The following is a 6,375-nucleotide window of genomic DNA, read 5'->3' on the forward strand; positions in this document are numbered from 1 at the left end:
GTAAATGCAGTAGCCTTTAGCCCCGACGGCAAAACCATTGCGACTGCAAGTTATGACAAAACCACCCGCCTCTGGGATGCTGAGACTGGCAAAGAATTAGCTACTCTCAACCACGAGTACAGGGTAAATGCAGTAGCTTTTAGCTCCGACGGCAAAACTATTGCGACAGCAAGTAAAGACAATACCGCCCGCCTACATTTGGTAAGAACAGAAGATTTAATCACAGAAGCTTGTCGCCGTCTCAGTAGGAATTTAACAGCAGAGGAATGGCAGCGGTATATGAACAGTGGGTTGGATAAATATGAGAGAACTTGTGAGGAACTTCCGGTTCATCCTAGTTTAATTAAAGAAGCTAAAAACAAGGCAACATCAGGGGAAATAAAGGAGGCAATTTCTATCTTTAAACGCGCCCAAGAATTGGATGAGGAAATTGACCTCGATCCTGATACAGAAACTATAGAAAAAGACCCGAAAGTTGTGGGGAATAAATTTGCTGCTCCTGGCAAAGTAGAAGAAGGTAAAAAATTAGCAAAACAGGGAAAAATAGAAGAGGCAATTAGTCTTTATGATGAAGCACAAAAGTTAGATTCAGAGTTAGAAATAGCTGCTGATGATTGGGGAGAATTATGTAAGTTTGGCAGCTTAAATAATCAGGCAAAAGATGTGATGTTTGCCTGTGAAAAAGCAGTTAAATTGAGTCCTAATAATGGTGATATTCTGCATAGTCGCGGTGTAGCTAGGGCATTAACTGGGGATTATCAGGGAGCNAGCACAAAAGTTAGATTCAGAGTTAGAAATAGCTGCTGATGATTGGGGAGAATTATGTAAGTTTGGCAGCTTAAATAATCAGGCAAAAGATGTGATGTTTGCCTGTGAAAAAGCAGTTAAATTGAGTCCTAATAATGGTGATATTCTGCATAGTCGCGGTGTAGCTAGGGCATTAACTGGGGATTATCAGGGAGCGATTGAGGATTTTCAAGTATTTGTAGATTCGGTGGAAGATGGGGAGGAAAAGGCAAAAGTTGAAGGTTGGATAGAGACATTGAAAAAGGGTGAAAATCCGATTACTGAGGAGGTATTGGAGGAGTTGAAAAATTAGGTTCGTAGGGGCGGGTTCAGCGTTAAATTTATGAGTTTTTACATCAGATTAGGTAAACCCGCCCCCAAAGTCAGTTTGTAGCCCCCAAAGTCAGTTTGTAGGGTGTGTTTCCGCTAAGAGCGGACATGAAAAGACGGCATTAATTACTCGGTATTATCAGGTATTGAACAATCCGTCGTAACGCACCATTTTTAATGAACCGGGTATTACAATTCTGGTGCGTTACATTTCATTAACGCACCCTACTAGACTAACTTTCAATTTATGAGTTTTCACATCAGATTATATAAACCCGCCCCCCAAAGTCAGAAGTTCAGTAGGGGCGGGTTCCCCTTTCAATTCATGAGTTTTCACATTTGATTATATAAACCCGCCCCCAATGATATAACGCACTACTATTTTCATAGTTTTATCCTCAAAAACCATTGCCAATTAAAATAAATGGTGCCCAATAATAAGGATGATTATACTCACTATTAATCATTGCAATTTGTGCCTTTTGTATCGCTCCAACCTGATTTATTCCACCCTTTAAAGCTGTATAAAAATCATTCATAAATTCAGAAGTTCCCTGGTCATCTACTCGCCATAAAGTTGCTAAACTTGCTGCTGCACCAGCGGCTTGCATTTGATAACCAAAACCCAGAATTTCTGAACCATCTCCTAGTTGTTTTCCTTTACCAGTTTCACAGGCACTCAAAACCACTAATTCTACACCATTCAAATTCCAGTTTTCTACTTCTCGTAAACTAGCGAGTTCCCCATCTCCATATAATATAAAAGAATCTTCTGGACTACCAGTAACAAAAGCAGAATGAGTGGCAAAATGTATTAAACTATGGCTAGCCATCCTTAACTCCATAAATTGTTTACTAAAATCATCTCCTAATAATTTCTTAGTTTGAGGAAATATACTAGCTAGCTTTTCTACCTCTACTCCCGCAAAAGGCAAACTTTCAAATTCAAACTGTTTATTGCCAATTGCAAAACTATAATTTCCTTCAGTTAAAGCACCTGCCAAAATTCGGAGATTTCTATTTCTTCTAGGAGTTAAATCCATAATACTTGCAGCAGTAATATTATTTATTTTGAACCTCTCTGTCAGCCATTTTTCTCCATCATATAAAGCTCCCAAAGGAATATAACGGAGCTTGCCATCTGGTGCATAAATAATTGTTTTAACTCTACCATTTTTCATGTCATTTTCTATTGGTTCAATCAGCCAATTATAAAGTTTTAATCCTGCTCTAATAACTCTATAATCAGAAATATCATTAACTTCTCTTCTATCAATTAATCCTACTATAAACGCAAAAAGCACTCTATCAAATTCTTTCTGATTAACTAAAACAGTACGATGAATTGGAGGAGAATTAGCAGTAACTAAAATTAATTCCAGCCGATCTTCTAAAATTAAAGGATATAAAACTGCTGCATTTTCTTTTTTATGTTCTTTTAGTTGAGCCTGTAACAAAATCAACATCTCAGGCGTAAGTCTTTGACTCTTAGCTTTCTTCTTTATTTCCGACCTAATTTCTGTGACTTCCTCACTACCAATAAAATCGTGAATAGTGACTAATTTTTCTAATGAAATATCCTGATTTTGGTTGTCATTTTTACCTATTTCATCTAAGAACTGAGTATATTTTTCAGTGAAAATATTTTCCAGTCTTAGCATAATAACTTGATTAGATTTATCATCATCATATTTCATATCTCCCATATACTCAAATACTTCTTGTACTTTCAACAAATCAAGAATTTGCTGTGATTCTATAGCTCGTTTTTCTGCCAGCAATAAATTAGCTAAAGCACGATATATATCAGTAATAGTGCCGTCTACATAAGACCTTTGTTCCTCAATTGGTAAAACCTGTAAATCTTTACGAATTTTTTCTGTAATATTAATTGATTTTTTATAAAATATTATTGCCAATTCTGGTTGATTATTTTTTTCTAATAATTTTCCTATATCAGCCAGACTAATTCTTTCCCCATTCAAGTTTCCCAGTTGTCTATCTAGAATTAAAGTATGAGTCAAAAATTCTAGAGATTCAGAATGTTTACCAGACTCTCGATGCACTATACCAATATTATGAATAGTTGTTGATTTACCATCTTGATCACCTAACTCTTCTCGAATAGATAATGCTTGATTATGATATTCTAATGCTTGGGAATATTTTTCCTGTCCTCGATAAATTACACCTATATTATCTAGGGTTGTTGCTATATTCAGAAGGTCTTCATTTTCTTCGTAAATTTCTAAAGCTTGTTGATAAAATTTTAAAGCCTGAGAAAACTCTTCTAAGTAGCGATAAACAGCTCCAATATAAGTTAAAATTGTGGCTTTATTTGGAGGATCATGCTGTAAAAATTCCTGATAAAAATCTATAGCTTCCTCATAGCGAGCTAACCTGGAATTAACTAAACCAAGATTACTTAAAATTGCAGTAATATTAACATTATCTGTTTCCTTTTTAGCCATTTCTAAAGCTTCTTCATAAAACTCTATAGCTTTCGGATATTTACCTTGGCGATCGTAGATAACACCTATTTCATTTAAAGTTTTACTGATAGCAGCAGTATCCTCTAGTTCTCTACTAATTTTCAGTGCTTTATTTAATGATGCTAATGCTTGAGGATATTGACTGAGCTGATAATAAACTGTACCGATACTATGTAGGGTGGCAGCAATTTTATCTGTATCGCCTAACTTTTGATGAATATCTAGGAGTTGCTGCCAAGTTTGTAAAGCAGTTTCTAACTCCCCATTTTCAACTTCTTGTTTAGCTTTCTCATCAAGTTGCTGTGCTTCAGTTTGTAGCTTTTCTTCGTTCAGGCGATCGCTATATTTTTTAGTCTCTTGTGCAACTACTTTTGAATATATCTGCACTTTCTCTATTTTCTCTATTACTAGAGATGGAGGCAAAATCAAGAAAAATACAGTACCGATAATTAATCTAAAATATTTCCAATTTCTCATTTTCTACCAAATTCATAAAATTTTAATATATACATTAACTTATTAGGACTTGCTGATTAAATCTAAAAGCATTTATATATAAATTCTTTTTAATTTGGTAGAAAAAATTTTCACTTCACGAGCGCCATTCCAAATCTTTCTCTTATATCAAATCCGTTGGCAATGGAGTATTATAAGAAACCGGGTTTGTGGGAGTGTAGATGTTATGCAGTGGGGTGTTGAAAAGAAACCCGGTTTCTACGCTTTTTTATACCGATACTACCGGATTTGATATTACTCCCCATCCTTCTTAACTCCTGATACCAAATCCAGTTATTAAAATAAAAGTACCTTTTTCAAAATCCTCTCTAACCATCTCCCCATCTCCCCATTTCCCCATCTCCCCAAAAGGGTACTCTATAAACCGGATTTAGTATGACTCCTGACTCCTAACCCTTATTCAAGTATTGAGAACAAAAATCAAAAAAGTCTGGTAAATCTTAAAATTTACCAGACTCTCTTTGATATTATTAACTTTTAATGGCGGGAGGCGGATTTGAACCACCGACCTTCGGGTTATGCTTACTACTACAGCTTTCACTGCCTTAACTCTGAAACTTTCAGAATTAGTTTGTAGTCTGGACTGTCCCTTTACCCTCAGCTTCTATCACACTAGAACTGTTAGGGTACCTGCCAACCAGTCTCTACACCTTCTCCTTAATTTTGGAGCTTGGCTCGGGATTACCCCGCTAACGGCTTCCCCGAATTTGACAAGTAATCACATACAAGTTTCCCTATATGCCGCCCTTTACAAGGTAAAGATTCAAGCTTACCGACTAGCGGTTTTGGTTTATGCTTGGTTTAATTTATCTTTCCTTATAACTTGAGCCCGACGAGCTACCAGACTGCTCTATCCCGCGTCAACTTTTTTATTATAACCATAACTAAATCAAAATTGCAACCCCTTAGTCAAATTTTTTCAAATTTTTTTCCAGAACATCCACTGATAGCAGTTTTCAAGTCAATGAAGCATATCAAAAAAATGATAAACCTGTAGGGACGTTGCATGCAACGTCCCTACTTTACCTAACTCCTGACTCCTGACTCCTAGCCTCAACCCTACATAAACATTTCTCCCACTACTTCCAAACGCTTAACATTACTAAGTGACATATAATTGTTGGCCAGAGTCTCAGCAATAGTAGGATCTATCCAACCCATCTGAGTTAATAAATGAATTGCCACTGCATATTTAGCCCTTTTTGCACCATCATTAACTTTTATAGCCAAACCCATCCCTTCACCGACTCGGCCAATACATTGTACTCCCTCAGCCCCAGACTTACTGACAATTTCCCCAGCCGTCAAGCGCATTAACTCTGTATCAAAATGTCCTTCTCCCCCAACCATTTCTGGATGATATGTCATAGCGCGGACAATTCGTTCTAGATCCAAACTATTACCTGAAGCTAGTTTGGCGTACAAAGTTGCCATTTGACTAAGTTGTAGAAGATAAGTTGGAGCGCCACAATCATCACGAGCGCCGATAAATTCTGCTGCGGGCATGGCCAGCAATTCAGCAACTTTGCTAATAATCAACTGTTGTACTGGATGCTTCATTTCCAGATAAGATTCCATCGGCCAATTTCTTTGCTGACAAACAGCCAGCATACCTGCGTGCTTACCAGAACAGTTATATTGCAAAGGACTATTTTTCCCGGCTGGAGTTGGACATTGTAGCTTTGATGGGTCAATATCACAACGCCATAAAACGTTAAATACCTGTCTTGCTTGCTCTGTTGTACCTTGATGAGAACTACATATAACGGCCAAGTCTATATCAGTTAAGTCATACCTTTCTAGAGTACCTGTAGTAGTAACTGCTAAAGCTTGAAATGGTTTGAGAGCCGAACGGACAAATGTGGCTGTATCCGCATCTCCGGCCAAAGATAAAACTCGGCCTCTGTGGTCACATATTGTGGCCTGAACTTGGTGAGTTGATTCAACAATACCTTCTCTAAGTAGTCTTACTTCCAGTTGTGCAGTTTGTGTTCTTTTTCCCCTAGTCATTTCAGTTATCAGTTATTAATTATTAGTTATTAGTTATAATTACCTCAAGCTTCAGCCAGAGGCAAGAAAATACGAAATTTCCTTTTTTATCTCCTTTAACAGGAAGGTTTAATACCTTACTTCCTGGTCATTTTTATTTATTATTTAGGGTAAGTATAGTATCGATCTAGTAGATTATTTCACGATACTTTTGGATAGTATTTATCAAGTTTAAGATTAACACCAATGAAATGATTATTTC

The 6,375-nt window shown here is 36.7% G+C and carries 3 protein-coding genes; 1 reads left to right on the forward strand and 2 read right to left on the reverse strand.

The features are described from left to right. Positions 1–36 precede the first annotated feature (36 nt). Positions 37–767: WD40 repeat domain-containing protein (locus AFK68_RS15510; RefSeq protein ID WP_371357403.1), on the forward strand; the 731-nt coding region annotated here is incomplete at its 3' end. A gap of 747 nt (positions 768–1,514) precedes the next feature. Here the strand turns inward: AFK68_RS15510 and AFK68_RS15520 are convergent. Next, on the reverse strand, positions 1,515–4,085 hold the full coding sequence (locus AFK68_RS15520; protein WP_094673572.1) for a CHAT domain-containing protein: 2,571 nt from the start codon (positions 4,083–4,085) through the stop codon (positions 1,515–1,517). Positions 4,086–5,183: 1,098 nt separating this feature from the next. Further along, positions 5,184–6,134 carry an asparaginase gene (locus tag AFK68_RS15525; RefSeq protein WP_094673573.1) on the reverse strand — a complete coding sequence of 317 codons (951 nt, stop codon included), beginning with the start codon at positions 6,132–6,134 and terminating at the stop codon, positions 5,184–5,186. Between the last annotated feature and the right edge of the window lie 241 nt (positions 6,135–6,375).

The organism is Hydrocoleum sp. CS-953 (assembly GCF_002260545.1).
Lineage (GTDB): Bacteria > Cyanobacteriota > Cyanobacteriia > Cyanobacteriales > Microcoleaceae > Trichodesmium.